Source organism: Actinoplanes sp. NPDC023936, assembly GCF_040639325.1.
Lineage (GTDB): Bacteria > Actinomycetota > Actinomycetes > Mycobacteriales > Micromonosporaceae > Actinoplanes.
Genome location: NZ_JBEZZR010000055.1, coordinates 16,159 through 37,468 on the forward strand (window position 1 = coordinate 16,159; position 21,310 = coordinate 37,468).

Annotated in this window: 22 protein-coding genes; 13 read left to right on the forward strand and 9 right to left on the reverse strand. The window is 72.4% G+C overall.

Annotation, left to right across the window (positions count from 1 at the left end; genetic code table 11):
* Positions 1-56 precede the first annotated feature (56 nt).
* The 3 genes from lnt to AB0F72_RS39120 are packed head-to-tail and all read left to right on the forward strand — an operon-like array spanning position 57 to position 3,031.
* A complete protein-coding gene (gene lnt, locus AB0F72_RS39110; protein WP_360443300.1) occupies positions 57-1,679 on the forward strand; it encodes an apolipoprotein N-acyltransferase in 1,623 nt (540 codons plus the stop codon).
* Entirely contained in the window at positions 1,676-2,455 is a 780-nt protein-coding gene (locus AB0F72_RS39115) for a polyprenol monophosphomannose synthase (protein ID WP_360443221.1), read from the forward strand. Before lnt ends, AB0F72_RS39115 begins: the two co-directional genes overlap by 4 nt.
* 57 nt (positions 2,456-2,512) lie before the next feature.
* Complete coding sequence (locus tag AB0F72_RS39120; RefSeq protein WP_360443224.1) at positions 2,513-3,031, forward strand: FxsA family protein; 519 nt, start codon at positions 2,513-2,515, stop codon at positions 3,029-3,031.
* A gap of 1,072 nt (positions 3,032-4,103) precedes the next feature.
* On the opposite strand, the gene AB0F72_RS39125 is transcribed toward AB0F72_RS39120, so the two are convergent.
* From AB0F72_RS39125 to AB0F72_RS39140, 4 genes are all read right to left on the reverse strand, one after another.
* The gene (locus tag AB0F72_RS39125) at positions 4,104-4,442 is read right to left on the reverse strand and encodes an RNA polymerase-binding protein RbpA (protein ID WP_360443227.1); all 339 of its coding nucleotides are present in this window, start codon (positions 4,440-4,442) and stop codon (positions 4,104-4,106) included.
* 385 nt (positions 4,443-4,827) lie between these two features.
* Positions 4,828-6,000, reverse strand: coding sequence for a serine/threonine protein kinase (locus AB0F72_RS39130; RefSeq protein WP_360443230.1), 1,173 nt, complete (start codon positions 5,998-6,000; stop codon positions 4,828-4,830).
* 333 nt (positions 6,001-6,333) lie between these two features.
* The gene (locus tag AB0F72_RS39135; protein ID WP_360443233.1) at positions 6,334-6,555 is read right to left on the reverse strand and encodes a hypothetical protein; all 222 of its coding nucleotides are present in this window, start codon (positions 6,553-6,555) and stop codon (positions 6,334-6,336) included.
* Positions 6,556-6,589: 34 nt separating this feature from the next.
* Positions 6,590-7,123, reverse strand: coding sequence for a GNAT family N-acetyltransferase (locus AB0F72_RS39140; RefSeq protein WP_360443236.1), 534 nt, complete (start codon positions 7,121-7,123; stop codon positions 6,590-6,592).
* A gap of 93 nt (positions 7,124-7,216) precedes the next feature.
* Between AB0F72_RS39140 and AB0F72_RS39145 the strand changes: the two genes are divergently transcribed.
* The 4 genes from AB0F72_RS39145 (at position 7,217) to AB0F72_RS39160 (ending at position 11,773) form a co-directional block, all read left to right on the forward strand.
* The gene (locus AB0F72_RS39145) at positions 7,217-8,392 is read left to right on the forward strand and encodes an ROK family transcriptional regulator (RefSeq protein WP_360443239.1); all 1,176 of its coding nucleotides are present in this window, start codon (positions 7,217-7,219) and stop codon (positions 8,390-8,392) included.
* Between the two features lie 75 nt (positions 8,393-8,467).
* Complete coding sequence (locus AB0F72_RS39150; protein ID WP_360443242.1) at positions 8,468-9,544, forward strand: DUF3500 domain-containing protein; 1,077 nt, start codon at positions 8,468-8,470, stop codon at positions 9,542-9,544.
* Positions 9,541-10,977, forward strand: coding sequence for a hypothetical protein (locus AB0F72_RS39155; protein WP_360443245.1), 1,437 nt, complete (start codon positions 9,541-9,543; stop codon positions 10,975-10,977). The genes AB0F72_RS39150 and AB0F72_RS39155 overlap by 4 nt, the downstream gene beginning before the upstream one ends.
* A 61-nt stretch (positions 10,978-11,038) precedes the next feature.
* Positions 11,039-11,773: a dienelactone hydrolase family protein gene (locus AB0F72_RS39160; protein ID WP_360443248.1), complete on the forward strand. Its 735-nt coding sequence runs from the start codon at positions 11,039-11,041 to the stop codon at positions 11,771-11,773.
* 28 nt (positions 11,774-11,801) lie between these two features.
* On the opposite strand, the gene AB0F72_RS39165 is transcribed toward AB0F72_RS39160, so the two are convergent.
* From AB0F72_RS39165 to AB0F72_RS39175, 3 genes are all read right to left on the reverse strand, one after another.
* Entirely contained in the window at positions 11,802-12,635 is an 834-nt protein-coding gene (locus tag AB0F72_RS39165; RefSeq protein ID WP_360443251.1) for a hypothetical protein, read from the reverse strand.
* Positions 12,559-13,830 (reverse strand): MFS transporter, encoded by a 1,272-nt coding sequence (locus AB0F72_RS39170; protein WP_360443254.1) that lies wholly within the window; start codon positions 13,828-13,830, stop codon positions 12,559-12,561. Before AB0F72_RS39170 ends, AB0F72_RS39165 begins: the two co-directional genes overlap by 77 nt.
* 361 nt (positions 13,831-14,191) lie before the next feature.
* On the reverse strand, positions 14,192-15,109 hold the full coding sequence (locus tag AB0F72_RS39175; protein ID WP_360443257.1) for a manganese catalase family protein: 918 nt from the start codon (positions 15,107-15,109) through the stop codon (positions 14,192-14,194).
* Between the two features lie 114 nt (positions 15,110-15,223).
* Here AB0F72_RS39175 and AB0F72_RS39180 point away from each other — a divergent pair, with 114 nt between their 5' ends.
* Entirely contained in the window at positions 15,224-16,462 is a 1,239-nt protein-coding gene (locus AB0F72_RS39180) for an Nramp family divalent metal transporter (protein WP_360443260.1), read from the forward strand.
* 37 nt (positions 16,463-16,499) lie between these two features.
* Here AB0F72_RS39180 and AB0F72_RS39185 read toward each other — a convergent pair whose 3' ends face one another.
* Positions 16,500-17,144, reverse strand: coding sequence for a response regulator transcription factor (locus AB0F72_RS39185; protein WP_360443263.1), 645 nt, complete (start codon positions 17,142-17,144; stop codon positions 16,500-16,502).
* A 30-nt stretch (positions 17,145-17,174) separates the two neighbouring features.
* On the opposite strand from AB0F72_RS39185, the gene AB0F72_RS39190 reads away from it, so the two are divergent.
* Both AB0F72_RS39190 and AB0F72_RS39195 read left to right on the forward strand, forming a co-directional pair.
* Positions 17,175-17,825, forward strand: coding sequence for a HAMP domain-containing sensor histidine kinase (locus AB0F72_RS39190; RefSeq protein WP_360443266.1), 651 nt, complete (start codon positions 17,175-17,177; stop codon positions 17,823-17,825).
* 106 nt (positions 17,826-17,931) lie between these two features.
* Positions 17,932-18,063 (forward strand): hypothetical protein, encoded by a 132-nt coding sequence (locus AB0F72_RS39195; protein ID WP_360443269.1) that lies wholly within the window; start codon positions 17,932-17,934, stop codon positions 18,061-18,063.
* A gap of 52 nt (positions 18,064-18,115) precedes the next feature.
* Here the strand turns inward: AB0F72_RS39195 and AB0F72_RS39200 are convergent, their stop codons facing one another.
* The gene (locus tag AB0F72_RS39200) at positions 18,116-19,018 is read right to left on the reverse strand and encodes a glutamate-cysteine ligase family protein (RefSeq protein ID WP_360443272.1); all 903 of its coding nucleotides are present in this window, start codon (positions 19,016-19,018) and stop codon (positions 18,116-18,118) included.
* A gap of 246 nt (positions 19,019-19,264) precedes the next feature.
* On the opposite strand from AB0F72_RS39200, the gene AB0F72_RS39205 reads away from it, so the two are divergent.
* Genes AB0F72_RS39205 through AB0F72_RS39215 form a run of 3 tightly spaced genes read left to right on the forward strand, consistent with a single transcriptional unit; the run spans position 19,265 to position 21,309 of the window.
* Complete coding sequence (locus tag AB0F72_RS39205; RefSeq protein ID WP_360443275.1) at positions 19,265-19,633, forward strand: STAS domain-containing protein; 369 nt, start codon at positions 19,265-19,267, stop codon at positions 19,631-19,633.
* A 10-nt stretch (positions 19,634-19,643) separates the two neighbouring features.
* Positions 19,644-20,519, forward strand: coding sequence for an alpha/beta hydrolase (locus AB0F72_RS39210; protein WP_360443278.1), 876 nt, complete (start codon positions 19,644-19,646; stop codon positions 20,517-20,519).
* Positions 20,520-20,529: 10 nt separating this feature from the next.
* Positions 20,530-21,309: a hypothetical protein gene (locus AB0F72_RS39215; RefSeq protein ID WP_360443281.1), complete on the forward strand. Its 780-nt coding sequence runs from the start codon at positions 20,530-20,532 to the stop codon at positions 21,307-21,309.
* Position 21,310 lies beyond the last annotated feature (1 nt).

A 21,310-nucleotide genomic window follows, 5' to 3' on the forward strand; every position in this document is an offset into this window, starting at 1 on the left:
GCCCCCTCCGTCTTCGCTGCTAGTGCCGGTTTAGCGGTAGCCTGCGCAGCGTGGAAATGACGATGCCGCCGCCCGCCCTCGCCTCGCCGGGGCCCGGTGATCCCGCACCCGTGCCGCCCCGGCCGCCGCGTCTGCCGGTCGCCGCGGCGCTGGCGGTGGCCGCGGGCGCGGCGCTGTTGCTGGCGCTGCCGCCCTACGACCTGTGGTGGCTGTCACCGGTCGGGGTCGCGCTGCTGGCGGCGGCGGTGCACCGGCGGCGGCTGCGCGCCGGGTTCGGGCTCGGCTTCCTGACCGGGGTGGCTCTGTTCTACCCGCTGCTCTGGTGGACCAGCTTCCAGGCCGGCTGGCTGCCGTGGGCGCTCCTCGCGACCGCGCAGGCGGTCGTCCTCGGCCTGGTCTGCGGCACTGCCGGGGCGTGGGTCTCGCCGCTCGTGGACCGCCGGCGCTGGACCTGGCCGCTGCTGACCGGCCTGATCTGGACCGCGCAGGAGGCGCTGCGCGACCGCGCGCCCTTCGGCGGGTTCCCCTGGGGGCGCCTGGCTTTCAGCCAGGGCGATTCACCGACATTACGGCTTGCGGCGTACGGCGGAGCGCCGCTCGTCACCTTCGTGGTCGCGGCCGCCGGTGGGGCGCTCGTCGCGCTGTTCTTCTCGCTGAGGACGCGGCGCCTGTCCTGGGGTGCGGCCGGATTCGTCCTGACCGCCGCGGTGCTGCTGGCCGGCCCGGCCGCCCTGCCGCTCAGCCAGCCGTCCGGCCCGACCACCACTGTCGCGATCGTCCAGGGCAACGTGCCGCGCCTCGGGCTCGACTTCAACGCCCAGCGCCGCGCCGTCCTGGACAACCACGTCAACGCCACCCGCCGGCTCGCCGCGGACGTCGCCGCCGGCAAGCAGAAACAGCCCGCCCTGGTGGTCTGGCCGGAGAACTCCAGCGACATCGACCCGCTGCGCAATTCCGACGCCGCCGACGCGATCTCCGCCGCCGCCGACCTGATCAAGGCGCCGATCCTGGTCGGCACCCTGCAGCGCACCGACGACCCGGAGGACATCTACAACGTCGGCATCCTCTGGAACCCGGGCACCGGCCCCGACCTGGCCCAGCAGTACGCGAAACGTCACCCGGTGCCGTTCGCCGAGTACATGCCGCTGCGCCCGATCGCGCGGATGGTCACCGACAAGGTGGACCTGGTTCGCAACATGCTCCCCGGCGACCACCCGGGCGTGATCGACGCCGGCGCGGTGACCGTCGGCGACGTGATCTGCTTCGAAGTGGCGTACGACGGGATCGTGCGCGACACCGTCACCGGCGGGGCGCAGCTGCTCGCCGTGCAGACGAACAACGCCACCTTCAACGAGGCCGAAGCGTTGCAACAACTGGCGATGGTGCGGCTGCGCGCCGTCGAGCACGGCCGGGAGGCTCTGATGGTCTCCACCGTCGGCGTTTCCGGTTTCGTCGACGGCGCGGGCGGCGTCCACGGGGCGACCGGGTTCAACACCGAGGCGGTGGTGGTGCGTGACATCGCCACGGACGGACCGCGTACGCTGGCGACTCGTTCGGGCAACTGGCCCGAGGTGGTGGCCGTCGCACTGATGGTCGCTGCCCTCGCCGGCGTGCTGCCCCTGCGTCGCCGGCGTGCGAATATCGGCAATGACGGCGAGATTGACTCGGAGGAACGGTGAGCGAGTACCCCGGCGTGGGACGAGTCCTCGTGATCATCCCGACGTACAACGAGGCGGACAACGTACGGGTGATCACCGAACGGGTGCGTAAGGCGGTGCCAGAGGTCGACATCCTCATCGCCGACGACAACTCACCGGACGGCACCGGCGCGATAGCCGACGAGATCGCCCTCGCCGACGATCAGATCTCCGTCCTGCACCGGGCCGGCAAGGAAGGCCTCGGCGCGGCCTACAAGGCCGGCTTCGCGTGGGCCGAGGACAAGGGGTACGACGCGGTCGTCGAGATGGACGCGGACGGCTCGCACGCCCCCGAGGAGCTGCACCTGCTGCTCGACGCGCTCGGCGACCACGACGTGGTGCTCGGGACCCGGTACATCCCCGGCGGCAGCGTGCACAACTGGCCGATCCACCGGCTGCTGCTCTCCCGTGGCGGCAACATCTACATCCGGATGGCGCTCGGCATGCCGTTCAAGGACGCGACGGGCGGCTACCGGGCGTACCGGATCGGCGTCCTCGACAAGATCGACGTCGGCACCATCGCGTCGACCGGGTACTCGTTCCAGGTCGAGATGGCGTGGCGGTCGCACCGGCAGGGCTTCCGCATGATCGAAGTGCCGATCACGTTCACCGAACGCGAACACGGCGTCAGCAAGATGAGCGGCAACATCTTCAAGGAACAGCTGCTCAGGGTCACGCTCTGGGGCGCACAGGCGCGCACCGAAAGCCTGCGCAACCTCATCAACCGCAAACCTCGACAGGGGTCGACCTGGCCGTGAGGTGTCATGCTTGACCCGGGCCCGTTCCGCGGGCCCGGTGACACCGGAGGTCGAAGAATGCGCCGAAACAGGCTGGCTTACGTTCCACTCGCACTGCCGCTGTGGGCGCTCGCCGAAATCCTGGTGTTCGTGGCGGTCTCCCACGCGATCGGCGCCGGCTGGGCGATCCTGCTGCTCGCCGCGTTCACCCTCGCCGGTTTCGCGCTGCTGCGCCGCGAGGGCATCAAGGGGTGGCGGGCCTTCCAGGAAGCGGCGCAGGCGAACCGTCCGCCCGGCGCCGAGGTGGCGAACTCCCTGGCCGGGCTCGGTGGTGCGCTGCTGCTGACCCTGCCCGGCTTCCTCAGCGGCGTGATCGGGTTGTTCCTGCTCCTGCCGCCCGGGCGGATGCTGGCGCGGCGGGGCATCGAGCGGTTCGCTGAGCGTAGTTTGGGCGGGGCGGCCACCAGCGATCTGTTCGGGCCGCGCAAGGTGCGGGTGCACTCGGGGGCGCCGGTGACCGTGGTGGTCGTGGACGAGGAGCAGTCGGGCCCGGGCCGGACGCCGCCGCCGGCCATCGAGGGCGAGATCATCCGCTAGAGCGCCCGCGCTCCGTTCGTGGGGCGTCGCTTTTCTGGCCGCGCTTGGTTCTCGGTGCGGGGCGCGTGGGCTTCTGCCTGCGTGGCGCGCGGGCTTCTGCGTGCGTGGCGCGCGGGCGTCTGCCGGCCTCGTCGAGCTGCGGTGTGCTGATCGTTGCCGCCCGTGGTGGCTGATGCTCCGATCCCGTTCCTAGATCTTGGCCCGACCGCCGACCGCCGACCGCTCCCGACCGCGCCGACCGCTCCGGACGGCGCGGTCGGCGAGCCGTAGCTGAGGCATGTCATCCGGCGGTTCAACCTGCGTCAGCTACGGCCGGGCAGCGCCAGCCGTAGCGGGCGCAGGTAAAACGGGCCGGGAACGTGCGTGGGCTACGGCTCGCGTCTCCGGGCCGTAGCTGAGACAGGTTGAGGGCGCTCGTTAGCTGTTGGAGCTACGGCTCGGTTCGGCGGGCCGTAGCGGAGACAGGTTAGAGGGCGGTCATTACCTGGTGGAGCTACGGCTGGGCTCGGGGACGGCCGAATCTGGGAGGGCGGGGCCGCTTTGCCGCTGCGGAGTCACGGTGGTCGATCACTCGAGAGGGTGCTTTCGGCCAGGTCGGCGGGCGGCTTGGGCTACGCGGGTGTGTAGCCGGCGGGTAGTCCCCGTAGTCCGCGTGGTGCAGCAGCAGCAGCAGCAGCGTCGGCGTCGGCGTCGGCTGTGCGGTCTGGCGGAGTTTGTGCGCTCTGGTAGCCGGACGCGCACAAGATCGCGGCGCTGCGAGCGCGTTCATGCGACATGTGGCCGGTCGGCGCGGCGGTGGTGTTGCGGCATGGAGGCGGCCGCCGGCGCGGTGGCGGCCAGTCGTGTGGTGACATGGTGGCGGCCGGGCGCGTCTTGGCGTCGTGGCGGGCAGTCGCGTGGTGGTGAGGCGGCGGCCGGTCGTGCGGTGGCGGGCGGCCTGCGGGCGGGCCTGCGAGCGGGCGGGCGGCCTGCGGGCGGGCGGCCTGCGGGCGGTGGGCCTGCTGGCGGGGCGGTGCGCATACGCCGGAGGGCCACCCGTGATCGGGTGGCCCTCCGGCTAGTGCTGCTGTGACTAGCGGCCGCGGCGGGTGCGGACTTCCTGGAGCCGCTCGTTGAGGATGTCCTCGAGCTCGGCGATCGAACGCCGCTCGAGCAGCATGTCCCAGTGGGTGCGCGGCGGCTTGGCCTTCTTCTGCTCCGGCTCGCTGCCGTCGATCAGCCGGGCGACACTGCCGTCGAACTTGCACTCCCAGGTGGTGGGCACCTCGGCGTCGACGGCGAACGGGACCTCGAACTGGTGACCCTTGAGGCACAGGTACTCGCGGGTCTGTCGGGGCGCCAGCTCGGTGTTACGGTCGGACTCGTAGCTGACTGCGCCAAGACGGCTGCCGCGCAGCATGCGTTCGCCCATGATCGGCTTTCCCCTCGCTCGTGGTGCTGCTCTCGTTCGTGTAACGAAAGCGACGGCCGCGGGATTCCTCCATTCGGGCATGAAGGAATATCGGCTGCCGCCGGACACCGCCTGTATCGGCGGTGTTAACGCTATGAGCGTAACCGCCCTCAGCCCTTACCCGGCAAATCGAACCCGCGTTCCCGTGGATCTTGATCCGCTTTGCGGCAATTTGCGCCAAGTGCGGGTAGTGCGATGTCGGTCACTCCGTCGCGTTCATCAGCAATTTACTTGCTCCATGGTCACCATCCGGTGCCCCCACGGTAGCGATCTGGTAGTCAATGCCGGTCCGCTTTCGACCATTGACAACCGCTCTGTGCCCGCTTGGCGGTGAGATATCTCGCCCTCACACTTTCTGCGGCGGCACAACCGGCGGCACAACCGGCGACCCCACCTGCGACCCCACCCCCGGACGCGCCGCACCGAGCGCCGCCAGCGCCGACGCGAGATCACTGACCTGCGACGTCAGCTGCGCCACCCGCTCCTGCGCGGCATCCGCCTCCGCGCGGGCCGACGCCAGCCTGCGTTCCAGCTCGGCACGTTCGCGCGCCGCGCGCTCCGCGGTCCGTTCCAGGTCTTCCGTGGTACGGGCCAGCCGGTCCCGCTCAGCTACCACTCCCGCCAATTCCGCGTGCACGGCCGTCTCGCGCGCAAGGGCATCGCGAGCCGCAACCTCGAACCCGTCCCGGTCCCGCTCCGCCGCCACGGCCAGGGCGACCGCCTGCTCGGCCCTCGCGACCGCCTGCTCGGCGTCGGCCCGCGCCCGAGTGGTCTCCTCCTGTGCTCGCGTTGCCGAGGACCGGGCAGCCGTGACATCCTCTTCCGCGCGGCGGGCGGCCGCTTCGGCCGTACGGCGGAAATCGGACGCGTCCTTGAGGGCGGCAGCCAGGTCTCGCTCCGCGGCGTCGCGGTGTTTCCGGACGTCGGCCAGTTCCTGCACGGCGGCGTCCCGCTCCGCCTCGGCCCGCTCCCGCAGCGCCGCCGCCCCGGTCGCCGTGCGCACCGCCTCGTCGCGCGCCGCGGCCGCCTCCTGGGCGCGCCGGCCGGCCTCCTCCGCCGACCGCTGTGCCTCCGCGGCGCGCTGCAGCGCCTCGTCCCGCTCCGCCGTCGCCGCCATCGCGATCCGCTGCGCCGCGGCGGTCGCCGCCGCGGCCTGCTCGGCGTCCCGGCGCGCGTCGTCGCGTTCCGCGTGCGCGGCCGCCACCTGACGGGACGTCTCCGCGCGCACCTCGGCGACCTGGCGCTCCACACCGGCCGGCGACATCTCCGAGTGCAGTGCCTCGGTGAGCGTGCCGACCAGGGTGTCGAGGCGGTCGACGACCTCCCACGTGCGGGCCACCGAACCGGCCAGACCGGGGGAGGAACGGTGGCGCATCCGCACGTTGCGGGACGCGCGCTGGCACTCGCCGTCGTTGTCACGGCAGTACCGGAACGGGCGGCCGGCGGAGGCGCGCTGCGGCACCGGGCGGCCGCAGTGCGCGCAGGGGCGGGTTTCGGTTTCGGCGTCAGGCGCAGTCATAGCGGCCTAAGCCTAAGAGGGGAAGTGGATGTTGCCGGCGAGCCGCGCCGGGGGTCGGCGGGAGCGCGGGGAACGCGCCAGGTAGCCGTGCGGGTAGGGCAGCGGCTTGTCGCTCGCCGCCCTCCCAGCGGGTGTCCGGCGGCGCCTGCGTCATGCCGCGGCGGTACTTGCCGGTCAGCCAGCCGCCGCGCAGCGGAGACCAGGGGAGGATGCCGGCGCCCTCGATCCGGCAGACCGGGACGAGTCCGAGCTCGACGTCGCGGTCGATCAGGTTGTCGAGGGGCTTCCCGGCGGGCCGGGCCCCCCCGCGCCGTGCGCGGCGGGCCGGACGGCTCAGACCTTCTGCGTCTCGGTGGTCGACGGGTGCAGCTCGGTGGTCGTGTCGGTGACGAAACGGCCGGTCTTCGCGCTGCGGTTGACCTCGTGCTCGCCGCCGCCGGAGGCGCCGCCGACCTTCTCGGTGGTCGTGCTCTCCGGTGAACGCTTGGCGGTGCTCTCCTTGACGAAGCGGCCGGTCTTCGCGCTGCGGTTCACTTCGTGCTCGTTGCCTGCCATGGGGAGGTTCTCCTTCGTCAATAGGGGATTTGCTCTATCTGCCCCCCTGCGCCGATGCGAAACCCGCGGCGTAGACGCGTACCTCCTGGGTGCCGTCGTGGTACCAGGAGTCCTTCTCGTAGCGCAGGCCGATCTTCTCCGCCACCCGCTGCGAAGCGACGTTGGCCGGGTCGATGATGGCGATCAGACGACGGACGCCGATGCTCCGCACGGCGTGGTCCCGGCAGGCGCCGGCCGCCTCGGTGGCGTATCCCCGGCCCTGCAGCCCGGAACGCACGTGATAGCCGACCTCCACCTCCCGGACGCCGTCGATCTCCTGCATCGTCAGGCCGCAGTCACCGACGAACGCGCCCGAGTCGCGGTCGCGGATGGTCCAGAGGCCGAACCCGTCCTCGCGGTAACGGGTCCGGTTCCGCTCGATCCAGGCGAGCGACTCGGCCCGGGACTTCGGGTGCGGGTAGAAGCGCATGATCTCCGGGTCGCCGAGGAGGGCGGCCATGTCGTCCAGGTCGGCGGCGGTCATCTCGGCGAAGGCGAGCCGCCCGGTGGGATGCGGTGCGGTGGACATGGCGTGAGGCTAGCGGCCGAAAATGTGATCGCTAACAACCGGGGCCCGGCTGCGCGGATCGCGTACCGCCGATGTCATAGGTTTGAGGGCGGTATGCGTAGACACCGTTCGAGCCTCGGCACCCTCCTCCACCACGTTCACGTGAGCGGGCCACTGTCCCGCGCCGCGCTCGCCGAGCGGATGGGCGTCAACCGCAGCACGATTCTCGGGCTCACCGCGGAACTCGCGGCCGCGGGCCTGGTGCGCGAGGAGCCACCATTGGGTACGACCGGAGCGGGCCGGCCGTCGTTCGTGGTGCTGCCGGAGTCCCGGCGGTTCTGGGTGCTCGCGTTCGACGTGGCGGTGGACCGGCTGACCGCGGCCCGGGTCGGCCTCGGCGGCCTGGTTCTGGACCGGCGGGAGGTCACCCGCTCGCGGGCCGGCGCCGACCTCGACACGGTGGTGCGTGAGCTGGCCGCGATGGGCCGGCAGCTGGTCGCCGCGGCCCCGGCGGGCTCGGTGGCCGCCGGTGTCGGCGCGGCCTACTGCGGGATGATCCGCCCCGGCGACGGCATGGTCCGGTACGGGCCGGAGATGGGCTGGGTCGACCAGGCGTTCGGCACCGAGCTGGAGCGCGCGCTCGGTCTCGGCCTGCCGGTGGCGGTCGGCAACGAGGCGCACCTGGGCGCCCTGGCCGAGTACGCGCGGGGCGCCGGCGTCGGCTCGCCCGATCTGGTCTACCTGCACGGCGACGTCGGGGTGGGCGGCGGCATCCTGGTCGGCGGCAAGCTGCTCGGCGGCGAGAGCGGGTACGGCGCCGAGGTCGGCCACATGCTGGTCAACCCGGTCGGCGGGCGGCCGTGCCTGTGCGGTTCGGCCGGCTGCCTGGAGGCGGAGACCGGGGAGCACGCGATCCTCGCCGCGGCCGGGCGCCCGGAGCTGTCCGGCCGGGAGGCGGTGCGCGCGGTGATCCGGGACGCGGAGGCCGGTCATCTCGCCGAGGCCGCGGCGATGGCCGGGATCGGGGACTGGCTGGGCATCGGCGTCGCCAACCTGATCAACCTGTTCAACCCGGGTGTGGTGATCTTCGGCGGTGTGCTGCGGGAGGTGTACGAGGTGGCCGCCCCGGAGGTGGCGGCCCGGATCGCGCAGCACGCCATGCCGGTGTCGCGGGAGCGGGCGAAGCTGCGGCTCTCCGGCCTGGCGGACGACGCGACGCTGCTGGGCGCGGCGGATCGCGGGTTCGTGGCGCTGCTCGCCAACCCGCTACAGAATGACTTTTCGGCATAAAGGCAGATAAATCGGGCGAATCGTGACTACGGTCCGGGCGGGTGCTGATCAAGGCGACCCGGACAGGAGACACGAATGCTCAAGCCACGCCGGGCTTTCGCCGCCGGCGCCGCCCTGCTGATGGCGCTGACGGCCGGCTGCGGGGACGACGACGAGAGCACGACCACCACCGAGACCCCGGCCGCCTCCGCCGCGGCCAGCGCCGGCACCACGACCGGCGGCACCGAGGACGTCCTCAACGCCACCACGGCGTTCCTGGCGCTGCTCGACGACACCCAGAAGACCAGCGTTCAGAGCGAGCGCACCACCGACAACCTGGCGAAGTGGTCCAATCTGCCGGACCAGCTCTTCGAGCGGGCCGGCCTGCGGATGGACGCGCTCTCCACCGCGCAGCAGGCGGCGGTGCTCAAGATCCTCCAGGCGGCGCTGAGCTCGGACGGGTACGCGCAGGTCACCGGGATCACGACCGGGGACGGCGTGCTCAAGGCGTCCGGCGGGCAGGACCTCGACTTCGGCGCCGACCACTACTGGATCCGGATCCTCGGGACACCGTCCGAATCGGAGATCTGGACCATCCAGTACGGCGGGCACCACCTGGCCGTCAACATCACGCTGAAGGGCGACGAGATGACGCTCGCGCCGACGCTCTGGGGCGCGCAACCGGCGTCGTACACCACCTCGGGCACCACCGTGGAACCGCTCAAGGGGGAGACCGACGAGGCGTTCGCGGTGATGGACGCGCTCGACGACGAGCAGCAGGAGGCCGCGCAACTGGACACCGCGATCACCGAGATCGTGCTCGGCGCGCAGCAGGACGGCAAGACGCTGGCCGAGGAGGGCGTGCAGGTCTCCACCTTCAGCGAGGAGCAGAAGGAGCTGCTCATGACGCTGATCACCGAGTGGCTCAGCACGCTCACCCCGGCGCAGGCCCAGTCCAAGATCGAAGAGGCCGAGGACAACCTGGACGAGACCTGGTTCGCCTGGTCCGGCAAGACCACTGTCGGTGAGCCCGTCTACTACCGGGTGCAGGGACCGTCACTGATCATCGAGTTCGCCCACCAGCAGGGCCAGGGCGCGAACGCCGGCGGCATCACCCACATCCACTCGATCTATCGCGAGCCGGACAACGACTACGGGGCCGAACTCAGTTGATCACGAAGATCGGCGCTCTCTGTCTGGCGCTCCTGGCGGCGCTGCCCGCGACCCCGGCCGAGGCGCACGCGCTCGACGAGGTGATCCAGCAGGTCTACCTCACACCCGCGGCGACCACCCTGGACGTGCAGATCGACATCGGGGCGGGCGCGCTCGTCGCGCCGGGCTTCGCCCGCTCGCTCGACACCGACGGCGACCGCCGGCTGAGTCCCGCCGAGACCTCCGCCCATGACGTACGGGTGAAGTCGGCGCTCGCCCTGGCCACCGACGGCGCCCCGGCCGGCTTCACGGTGACCGGTTCGGCGTACCCGGAGTACGACCTGCTGGCCGCCGGCGGTGGCGTGATCACGGTGCGGGCCACGGCGCCGCTGCCCGCGTCCGCCGGGGCGTTCGCGGTGACCGACGGTTACATCACCGAGCAGAAGACCCGGATCCAGATGAGCGTGCTGGTCGCCAAGGGCGCGGGGCGCGCGGCCGGTTCGATCCGGCGCGGCCACGAGGGGCGCGCGATCGCCGTCGGCCTCGTCGCCGCCGCGGCGGCCCCGGCTTCCGGCTCCGCTCCACCACCCAGCGAGGGTACGGGGGGAACGATGCTCGCCGCGCTCCGGGAACCGGTCGCCTCGCCGTGGGCGCTGGCTCTGCTGATCGCGGTGTGTGCCCTGCTCGGCGCCCTGCACGCGCTCACGCCGGGACACGGCAAGGCGATGCTCGCGGCCTATCTGGTGGGTTCGCGGGGCACGCCCCGGCAGGCCGTCGCGCTCGGTGCGACGGTGACCGTGACGCACACCGGGTCGGTGCTGCTGCTCGGGGCGGCGGTGCTGGCGGCCGGGCACTACGTGATGCCGGAACTGCTGGTGCCGGGGCTGAAAGTGGTCACCGGGGTGGTGGTGCTGGCTCTCGGGCTGCGGGTTCTGCGGCGGCGGCTGCGGGGGGAGGCGCGCGGGCATTCCCACGGTCATTCCTCCGGGGGCTCGCCGGGGGACGGGCACGGGGACGCCGGCGAGCAGACGCTTGCGCTTCCTGTCGCCGAGGGCGGCAGGGACGGGGAGACACCGTCGCCTTCGCACGGGACGCGTAGCCCGTACCTGGTGAAGGAGCGTGAGAGGACCGCCCCGGTCTCGCCCGGGAGCCGCCGGGAGATCGCCGTGATGGGCGCGGCGGGCGGGTTGATCCCCTGTCCGGAGGCGCTCGGCGTGCTGATCCTCGCGGTAGGGCTGCACCGGACCGCGCTGGGGCTCGCGATGATCGTCGCGTTCAGTGCCGGGCTGGGTGCGGTGCTGGTGGGTCTGGGACTGATTCTGGTCACCGCCCGGGACCGGTTCACCGATGTCCGGCCGGGTCCGCTGCTGCGGCGGCTACCGGTAGTGTCGGCGGCTGTCGTCGTGCTGCTCGGCATGGCGATGACCGTGAGCGGCGTGGCCGACGCGATCTGATTCTGATCTGTTTCTGACGGTTCTCATCTGTTCTGACGGTTTCTAGTTGTGAGGTCCCGCCGTGAAGGTGCGTGAAGAGCTTGTCGAGGTGCCGTCGTCCGATGGCCCGATCCGGACCGCGGTGATCGCGCCGGTCGGTGACGGCACGTGGCCGGGATTGCTCCTGTACACCGACATCTTCCAGCTGACCGAGTCGACGCTGCGGACCGCGCGGCGGCTCGCGGCGGCCGGGTTCGTCGTGGTGGTGCCGGAGATCTACCCGCACGGTCCGCTCGCCGGGGTCGCCCTGGAGTTCGACGACGCCGGCAAGAAGGCCGGCCTGGACGGCGCCGCGGCCACGACGACCGCGGCGTTCGACGCCGACCGGCAGGCGCTGCTCGACTGGATGGACGCGCGTGACGACATCACGGCGCTGTTCGTGACCGGGTTCTGCCTCGGCGGGCACCTGGCGTTCCGGGCCGCTTTCGATCAGCGGGTGGCGGCGACCGTGTGCTTCTACCCGACGGGTCTGCAGAACGGCGCGCTCGGCGCCGACGTGGCCGACTCGCTGTCCCGGGCCGCCGAGATCCGCGGCCGGCTGCTGATCGTTTTCGGTTCGTCGGACCCGCACGTGCCGGCCGACGCCCGGCTGCGGATCGTCTCCGAGCTCTACGCGGCCGGCCTGGACGATGTGGAACTGCACGTCTATCGGGGTGGCGAGCACGCGTTCATGCGGGACGTCGGGCCGCGGCACGACCCGGCGCTGACCGATCTGGCCCTCGCCGAGGCGGTGTCGTTCTTCACCGGGCGTAGTTAGGCCGGCTTCCGGAGGGGACAGGGCGTAGTCAGGGCACCTTGCAGACGCGCCGGAGCATGGTGTCCAGCGCCGTCTTGTCGTCCTCGTCGACCGGAACCGTGCCGGCCAGCGGCTCCCGGCCGTCCAGGGCGACGTGCACCGGGAACTCGAACGGCTTCTTCACCTCGGCGAAGGCGTGCGGGTCGCAGCGCAGCGGGGTGACGACGATCGGGATCGCGGCGGCCGGTCTCGCGGCGGTGACCTCGGCCGTGCCACCCTCCGGGAAGGCGAGCCGGTAGAGGACGTTGCCGTCGAGCTCGGTGATCCGGACGGTTCCGGTGGCGTCGCCGGTGCGGGTGATGTCGAGGCTGCCCCGGACACCATCGGGGCCGAGGTCCTGCCACGCGCCGAAGGCCAGCGTCACGCTCTCCCGGACCGTCTCCGCCGCGCAGTCGGCGGCGAGCAGCTTGTCGAGCAGCGGGTTCGGGTGCGGCAGGTCGAGCGTCACCTGCTGCCACTCCGTGGCGCCCTCCGGCCGGGCGGTGACCGTCACCCGGGACGCGGCGGCCTCGGCCGGGGCGCAGCCGCCGGCGCCGAACGGCACCGGCACGTCGACGCGGAGCCCGCCGACCGGCAGCAGCGCGTCGGTGCCCACCCCGGACTCGCCCTCGAACGAGGGGAGATCCGGCGCGACGTGGCTGACCCGCACCGGCGTGGTCCCGTTGTTGCGCAGGGCGATCGCCAGCTGCCGGTTGACCTCGTGGACACGCCACTGCTCGGCGGTGACGCTGATGTTCAGGGGCTGGTCAGTCGTCTCGCCGGCCGGAGTCCCGGTGCACCCGGCCAGCAGGAGACTGATCACCAGGAGGGACAGCGGCCGCATCCCCGGGACTGTAGCCGGGACTCTCCACGCGGCGCAGTCCGCGAACGGCCGGAATCAGCAGCAGCGTCACGCAGCCCAGCACACCGACGACCACGGAGACGCCGAGCACCCGTTCCGGCCCGGCCACCCCGGCCACCGGGCCGGCCAGGGCCTGACCGATCGGCAGGCTGCCGTTCGAGCCGAGGACCTCGTAGGACGTGACCCGGTTCAGCGTGTTCAGCGGGACCTGGGTCTGCACACTGGTCTGCCACTGGACCGACCAGAACGCCCACACGGACCCGTTGACCGCGGCGGCCGCCAGGAGCATCGGCAGTGTGGCATGCAGCGCGATGGCGAGGGGCAGCAGCACGAAACCGAACATCGCGACAGCGCCGGCCGCCAGCGGCCGGCGCGGCGGGAACCGCAGCGCGACCAGGCCGCCGACGATGGTTCCGGCGCCGATGGCGGACTGCGTCCAGCCGTACGCGGGCGCCCCGAGCTCATCGCTGACCAGCACCGAGCCGAGCGGGATGAGCGGGCCGAAGAGGAAGACGCCGAAGACGATCCAGACTCCGATGACGCTCCACAGCCAGGTGCGGGACCGGAACTCCTGCCAGCCGTCGCGCAGATCCCGCAGCGGTGACGTGCCGGTATTCTTGATCTTCGCGATCCGCAGGCTCATCAGGCAGCCCGCGCTGATCGCGAACGTGGCGGCGTCGACCGCGTACACCGGCCCGGCCCCGAAGAGCGCGAACAGGATGCCGGCCGCCGCCGGCCCGAGCAGCTCGGCGACAGCGCTCGCCGTCCTGATCGTGGCGTTCGCCCGGTGCGGATCGGTCGCCACCTGCGGCACGATCCCGTTCACCCCGGGCTGGTACATCGCGGCGGCCATGCCGCTGATCGCGGAGCAGGCGACCAGCAGCCACAGGGCGGGCGTGCCGGTGAAGAACGCGACGGCCACGACGGCCTGGGCGACCGTCCGCACGATGTCGGCGGTCAGCATCAGCGGGCGGGCCCCGATCCGGTCCGCGAACACCCCGCCGAACAGGATGACGCCGAGGAACGGCACCATCCAGGCGGCGAGCACGACGCCGACGCCGGTGGCCCCGTAGAACTGCCCCACGGCGAGCGCGGCCGCCACGGTCAGCATCGCGTCCCCGAAGACCGAGACCGTCCGGGCAACGAAGTACCGGATGAAGTCGGCGGTCCACAACATTCCCCGATTTTGCCAGTACCGGAAAGAATCTTTACAGCCGAGTCGGGTCTTGGCTGGTCCACTCGGTGCCGGCATCGCCGCTCGTGCGTTCCGGGAATCGGGGGTGACGGGGCGGTGTCACGGTCGGTCACCGGCATCGGTGTCGCGCTTCGGCTTCGCGTCATTCTGTGGGGCGCGGGGCGTCCGCGACTTTCCGCGAAGCGCAACGTTCCCCTCGGATGGCGGCACGCCGCTTGAAGAAAGGGCGCGCCTCCGTGTCCTCGCCGGCTCGGCGGGGCCGGGAGCCGGCGAGGACACGGGCAGGGGAGCCGGCGAGGACTCGGACCGGGGGGAGCCGGCGAGGACTCGGGCCGGAGGACGCCTAGTCGAGCGCGCCCTTGATCTTGTTGACCACGTTCGCGACGCCCTGCGCGTGTGCGCCGGCCCCGGTGCCGGGCTTGCCCTTGCCCATCGAGCCGTCGTAGGTCACGAAGAGCTTCGGGTCGGGCGCCGGGCCGAGCGGCTTGTCGTCGGTCAGGGGCTGCGCGTCCGGCACGTACACGATCTCGTCCTTGCCGTTGAGGGTCGGGCCCTGCGCCCAGCGGCCCTCGCCGGCCTGGCTCTCCGGGTCGAAGCTGTAGAACGTGTGGTTCGCCTCGGGGTGCTCGAACTCGGCGTTGGAGTCCTCGATGCCGTTCTCGGTGAAGCCGTCGGCGATCAGCTGCTCGATGCCGAGCAGCCACTGCTGCTGGTGGTAGGTGTCGCGGGCCAGGTTGAACTGCAGCATGTCCTTGACGCCACGGTCGTCGGTCATGTTGTAGACCCGGCTGGTCATCAGGCGGCTCTGCGCCTCGGCGGCCACGTTGGACCGGAAGTCGGAGAGCAGGTTGCCGCTGGCGATGATGTATCCGGCGTTCCACGGCACACCGGCGGAGTCCCGCGGCAGGGCGCCGCCGCCGGTGACGATGGCGTGCTGGAAGTTCATGCCGCCCATCACCGCGGCGAGCATCGGATTCGCCGCGGCGGCCTTCTCGGTCGCCTCGTTCGGGGCGCCCTCGAGCAGCCGGGCCAGCATGGTGGTGAGCATCTCGACGTGACCGATCTCCTCGGTCGCGATGTCCATGATCATGTCCTTGTACTTGCCGGGGACCCGGCAGGACCAGCCCTGCCACAGGTACTGCATCATCACGGTCATCTCGCCGAACTGGCCACCGACCAGCTCCTGCATCTTCGCGGCGAGCAGCGCGTCCGGCTTCTCCGGCTTGGCCTGGAACTGCAGGTAGTCAACGTGCTTGAACATGAGGTGCTCCTTTCGGGGGCCGTTGTGGCACGAAGAACCGGCTACCCGCCACGTTTGCCTTATGGGGTCATCCGTGGCCCGGACAGGCCCGCCGCCGTGGGCATTGCGGGGCCCATGGTGGTTCTGGATCTGGCAATGCCGCTGAAGAACCGGGTGACGCGGGTCGCGCCCTGGTTCGGCCCGGCTTTCGTGGCGGCGATCGCGTACGCCGACCCCGGCAACTTCGCCACCAACTTCACCAGCGGGGCGAGTTTCGGGTACCTGCTGGTGTGGGTGATCGTGGCGGCGAACGTGATGGCGATGCTGATCCAGGCGCTCTCCGCGAAGCTCGGCCTGGTCACCGGCCGTGACCTGCCGGAACTCTGCCGCGAGCAGCTGCCCCGGCCGGTCTCCCGCGGCCTGTGGGTGCAGGCCGAGCTGGTCGCGATGGCCACCGACCTCGCCGAGATCATCGGTGGCGCCCTCGCGCTCTACCTGCTCTTCGGCGTCCCGCTGCCGATCGGCGGGCTGATCACCTGCGCGGCGGCGTTCGCGCTGCTGGAGCTGCACCAGCGCGGGGTGCGCCGGTTCGAGACGGTGATCGGCGCCCTGCTCGGCGTGATCCTGCTCGGCTTCCTCTACACCGCGCTGCGGTCCGGCACCGACGCGGCGGCGCTCTCCACCGGCATGGTGCCGTCCTTCGAGGGCACCGAGAGCCTTCTGCTGGCCACCGGCATCCTCGGCGCCACCGTGATGCCGCACGTCATCTACCTGCACTCGGCGCTGACCAAATCCCGTACCGCGGCGGCCGGTCCGGCCCGGCTGCGCGAGGCCCTGCGCTGCCAGCGCGCCGACACCCTCATCGCGCTCGGCGCGGCCGGGTTCGTCAACCTCGCCATGCTGGTGATCGCCGCGCAGCTCTTCTTCGGCACCGGGATCGGCGGCACCGACACCCTGGAGGGCATCCACGCCGGACTCGGCACGGTCCTGGACGGGCACGCCGCCACCGCGTTCGCGATCGCGCTGCTCGCCTCCGGGCTCGCGTCGTCGAGCGTCGGCACGTACGCCGGTCAGGTCGTCATGCAGGGCTTCATCGGACGCAGCATCCCGCTCGCCCTGCGCCGGCTGGTCACCATGGCCCCGGCGATGGTCGTGCTGCTGATCGGCGTGGACCCCACCCGGGCGCTGGTCTGGTCGCAGGTGGTGCTCTCCTTCGGGGTGCCGTTCGCGCTGATTCCGCTGATCTGGCTGACCCGGCGGCGCGACCTGCTCGGCGAGCACGCGAACCGTCCGATCACGACGGCCGCCGCGTCCGCGGTGGCGTTGCTGATCATCGCCCTCAACGGGTTCCTGCTGGTCAGAACGCTTGGTTGAACCGTCCGGATCGGGGAATCCGGCCGCGCATGCCGACCTACAGCAGACCGGCGCTGCCGGCCAGCGCGGCAGCCGCTTCGCGGCTGGAGACCCGCAGCTTGCGCAGGAGCGTGGCGGTCAGGCGCTTCACGGTACGTTCGGAGACGTGCAGCCGCGTCGCGATGTCCGCGGTCGACGAGCCGCTCGCGATCAGCCGCAGCAACGCGCGGTCGTCCGGGCCGAGGGACTCGGTGGCCGCCGGCACGGATCGCCGCTGGTCCTTCGCGACCAGGTCGGCGAGCAGCCGCGGCGGCAGCACCGCCCACCCCTGGTGCGCGGCCAGCAGCGGCGCCAGCAGGGCGGCCGCGGTGCTGCTCTTCGGCAGGAAACCGGAGGCGCCGGTGCGCAGCGCCGCGAGGACGACCGCCGGATCGTCGTCACCGGACATCGCGATCACGGTCGCCCGCGGGGCGGCCCGCCGGACCGCCTCGATGGCGTGGAGCCCGCCGGGCGGCGGCATGTGCAGATCGACGAGGACCAGGTCGGGGGCGGCGTGGCGGACGATGCCGGCCGCGTACGCCGCGTCGCTGGTCGTCGCGACCACTGTGGCGCGGCCACCGCTCACCTCGGGCAGGAGCAGTTCCATTCCCCGTACGAAAAGGTCGTGGTCGTCGATGATCGCCACCCGGATCGTCGTTCTCATGGCGATCGCTTGCCCCGCCCGGAGCCAGTCATGCGTCTGATTCCCCGGCAGGCCCGGCCGGACCCGGGCCTGCTGCTGATCCGCAGCGTGTGCCACGAGCTGCGCCCGCCGATCGCGACACTCGCCGGTCTGGTCCAGGCGCTGGAGAAGGCGCCGTCCGAGCCGCGCCGCGCCGAGCTCGCCCGGCTGGCCGCGGAGCACGTCGCCTATGCCGAGGCGATCCTCGGGCAGGCCTCGGAGACCGTGTGGGGCCTGCGAGGCAGCGCCGTCGCACCGGTCCCGCTCGCCGGTATCCTGCCGGCGGTCGCCGCCACCGTGCCGGCGGGGACGGTGCGGATCTCGGCCGGGCGGGCCGCCCTGCGCTGGCCGGTCCACCCGGGACACACCCAGCAGATCCTGATCAACCTGGTCGGCAACGCGGTCCGGCACGGGTCCGGCCCGGTGCGGCTCACCGTGCAGGCCCGGCCGTGGCGGCTGCGACTCACCGTCGCCGACGCCGGCGGGCCCACGCCGCAGCTGCGGACGGCGCTGCGGCGGCGTACCCCGCCACCCGACGAGCGTGGCCTCGGACTGTGGGTGGTACGCCAGCTGCTCGGCGGTCTCGGCGGGTCGATCCGCAGCCGGCGGCTGGTCCCGGCGGGACTGGCGATGGAGGTGACGCTGCCCCGGTACCGGGGTTGACCCGCCGGGGCAGCTTCGGCAGCGGGGATGACCCGCCGGGGCCGCTGCTCGGCCCCGGCGGGCCGGGGCACGGGGAATGCGGGTCGGCATGAGGCTGAGTCAGAGCATGCGGACCCTGATCGTGGCGACCTGGATCGGGGCGCTGTTGTACACCGGCGACGGTGTCCCGGCCGCGACGCTGGCGGTGGCGCTGGCGCTCGTGTGGGCGGCGCCGCTGCTGCGCGACCGGGTCCGCTGACGCCCGCGGCGACTTCCTGGCCGCCGGGGGCGCTGGATGGTGCCGCCGGGCGTCAGAACGTCCGGGTCCACGCGGCGAGCGCGGCCAGCACCGCCCGCACGTCGCCGGTGCCGGTCAGGATGCGCCGCTGGCGAGCGGCGCCGTCCCCGGTGTGCCGCAGCCGGGCCAGCCCGCCGACGACCAGGTCCAGGTCGCCGCTGAACAACAGCGCCGGGCTGACCGTGGCGAAGAACTCGTCGACCAGCTCCCACGCCGGCCGCGTCCGGTCCAGGCGCAGGTCGAGGAGCTCGCCGGTGAGGCCGTCGCGGGCGGCCCCGCGGTGCGCGGCGGCGACCGCCGCGTCCGGCACGGCCGGAGCCGGCCGCCGGTCCAGGATGTCGCTGACCGCCGTCGCCACCGCGGCCCGGATCAGGGCCGTCACCAGGACGGTGTCGTCGAGATCGGTGCAGACGTCGGCGACACCGGCAGTCACGACGCACCGGTCCGTGTCCAGGCCGGGACGGTGCCGGGTCTGCACCGACCGCCAGCTGCTGTGCCCGGTGTCGGCGCCGCCGAACAGCGGCGAGTTGACGGCGAGGGCCCGGATCACCGGCAGCCAGACCCGGAGATGGTCCGGCACCTGTGCGGCGATCTCCTGGTCCGGCACCTCGACGCGTACGTGCAGACCGCAGACGGTTCCGCCCGGACCGGTCTCACCGACCGGGGTGGCGCCGATCGCGACCAGCCGGGCGCCGGCCGCCTCCGCGGCCTCGGCCACGTGCTCCCGGAGGCCGCCCAGGCCGGCGCGGATCTGGCGCAGGCCGGTGCACCAGCCGGTGACGACGCGCTCCGGCGGGGCGGCGTTGCGGCCGCTGACCGGATCGAGCAGCAGGAACTCCTCGGCAACCGCCACGGACAGTGCCGCCGGCGCCGTGGCGCCGGTCGTCACCCGACCGGCGGTGATCGTCGACGTCATCGGGGGTGCGTCCTTTCGCCTGGACCGCCGGTGGGGCGGCGCGGCGGGGTGGCTACCCCTGCCGGGAACCGGTGAAACGCCGGATCCGGGAATTGATGGGCCGGCCCGGCCGGCGGAGTAGGGTGATGGCGTTACGGAACACGTCGGGTTTCCAGCCTCCGCACACCGGGGTCGCTCTCTCGGCATCGTCCACTGACGCGGGCGATCAGCACGACAACGACGACCCTCACAACCGAAGGCCACACCATGGCACCTGACACCTTCCTGGACGGGACGCCGCTCACGGTCGAAGTCCGATCCAGTACCTCGTCTCCGCGGACTGTCGTCGTCTCCGCGGCCGGCGAGATCGATCGGGACTCCTGCGAGCGGCTCCGGCGCGCCGTGGGGGACGCTCTGCACCGCGATCAGCCCCGGCTCATCAGCCTGGACCTCGGCGCGGTGACGTTCCTCGACTCGGCCGGCATCCGGGCGCTGCTCAACTGCCGCCGGGACGCCGGCGACTTCGGCTGCGAGCTCGAGATCGGCCGGGCCCACGACCACGTGTACCAGGTGCTGGCGATCACCGGACTGGTGGACGTGTTCGCGCTCGGGGAAAAGGTCGTACCCCGGTCGTAGGCTCGGGCCCATGACGCAGCCGCAGACACGCACGCTCGCGACACCCGAGGCCGACCTCGTCTACGACGTGCGCGGGCCGCTCCCGCCCGCCGACGGCCGGCCGCTCCTGCTGATGATCGGGCAGCCGATGACGGCGGAGGGTTTCGCCGCCCTCGCCGCCCACTTCCCCGACCGCACCGTGGTGACCTACGACCCGCGCGGGCTCGGCCGCAGCGTCCGCAAGGACGGCCGGACCGACCACACCCCGCAGGACCAGGCGGCCGACCTGCACGCGCTGATCACGTCCCTCGGCGCCGGCCCGGTCGACGTCTTCGCCAGCAGCGGCGGCGCGGTCACGGGGCTCGAGCTGGTCGCCGCCCACGGCGGCGACGTCGCCACGCTCGTCGCGCACGAGCCGCCGCTCAATGCGGTGCTGCCGGACGCGGAGGCCGCCGGACGAGCCCGGGCGGGCTTCCACGACGCGTACCAGAAAGCCGGTCTCGGCGCCGGGATGGCCGTGTTTCTGCAGATGACGTCGTGGCAGGGCGAGTTCACCGATGACTACTTCGCCCAGCCGGCGCCCGACCCGGCGGCGTTCGGCTTGCCCACCGGCGACGACGGCAGCCGTGACGACCCACTGCTGTCGAAGCGCTCCTGGGCGATCAGCGACTATCGGCCCGACGCGGCCGCGCTGACGGCGGCGGGGAGCCGGATCGTGATCGCGGTCGGCGAGGAGTCGGCGGGGACCTACACGGCCCGCTCCGCGGTGGGTGTCGCGGCGCTGCTCGGCCAGCAGCCCACGGTCTTCCCCAGCCATCACGGCGGGTTCCTGGGCGGCGAGTTCGGTTACGCCGGGAAGCCGGCGGAATTCGCCGCCACCCTGCGGGAGGTGCTCGCGGCTGGGTAAGGGTCAGCACATGAGAATTCGTCGTGCCGCCGCTGCCGGATTGCTGTGCGGAGCATTGACCGCCTGCGGCTCGGACGCGGGCTCCGCCGCCGGCCCGTCACCGGCTGTGTCGTCACCGGGCGTCTCGTCACCGGGTGGGTCGTCACCGGACGTGTCGTCATCGGGGCTGTCCTCGCCGGGTGGGGCGTCGCCGGGTGGATCGTCGGCGGGTGGATCGTCGGCGGGTGGGTCGTCGGCCGGGGCGCCGGGCGCGAGCCCCGCCGGGATCCCGGCGAGCGCGCTGCTGCAGCCCGCGGACGTGGGTGGCGCGCAACCGGAGAAGCTGCCGGAGGGCGAGTTCGCCCATGTCCGGCCGGTGCGCCCGTGCGGCGACGAGCCCTATCCGAGCGACCGGCTGCGCACCGGCGCGGTCGCGATGCGGTACCTGGTGAGGTCGGACGAGGGCAGCGTCCCGACGATCGTCACCGAGTTCCTCGGCCGGGGTGGCGCGGCCGAGCAGTTCGCCGACATCCGGGCCGCCCTCGACAGGTGCCCGGGCGGTCTCGGGGAGGGGCAGCGGCGGTGGTCGGTGATCGGCACCGGGATCGCCGGTGACGAGTCGGTGCTGGTGCGCATCGACGAGCGGTTCAGCTATGCCGACGAGGAGCCGGCCACGGTCAGCCAGTTCGCCGGAGTGGCTCGCAGCGGTGACATGCTCGTGGTGGTCACCGACGTGGGCTGGGAGAACCTCGGCGGCTCCGAGGAACTGGTCCGGGAGCTGACCGGCAAGGCGGTCCGCCGGGCCGGGTGAC